Annotated in this window: 1 protein-coding gene; it reads left to right on the forward strand. The window is 65.1% G+C overall.

All coding sequences use genetic code 11. The annotated features are described in order from the left end of the window. The coding region (locus tag ABFX56_RS16085; RefSeq protein WP_346234364.1) for a hypothetical protein at window positions 1-272 on the forward strand (272 nt) is incomplete at both ends.

The raw sequence follows: 272 nt of genomic DNA on the forward strand, positions 1-272 counted from the left end.
CGACGCCAGCCAGCACAACATTGTCGTCGGACCGGTCACCGGGCTCAGGGACGACGGCACGCCGATTCAAGTGTCGCACCGGCTCACCACCGGCCAGGCGGTCGTCTACCGCACCACGGGAAAACTGGTGGGCGGGCTGGCCAACGGCGGCACCTATTACGTCATCGTTGTAAACCAGTACGTCATCCAGCTCGCGGCAACGCGGTACGACACCACGGCACACAGCTACGCATGCGGGACCGACACGTGCACCGACGAGCCGAAACCGATCG

The sequence above is a fragment of the Parafrigoribacterium mesophilum genome, assembly GCF_039652555.1.
Classification (GTDB): Bacteria; Actinomycetota; Actinomycetes; order Actinomycetales; family Microbacteriaceae; genus Parafrigoribacterium; species Parafrigoribacterium mesophilum.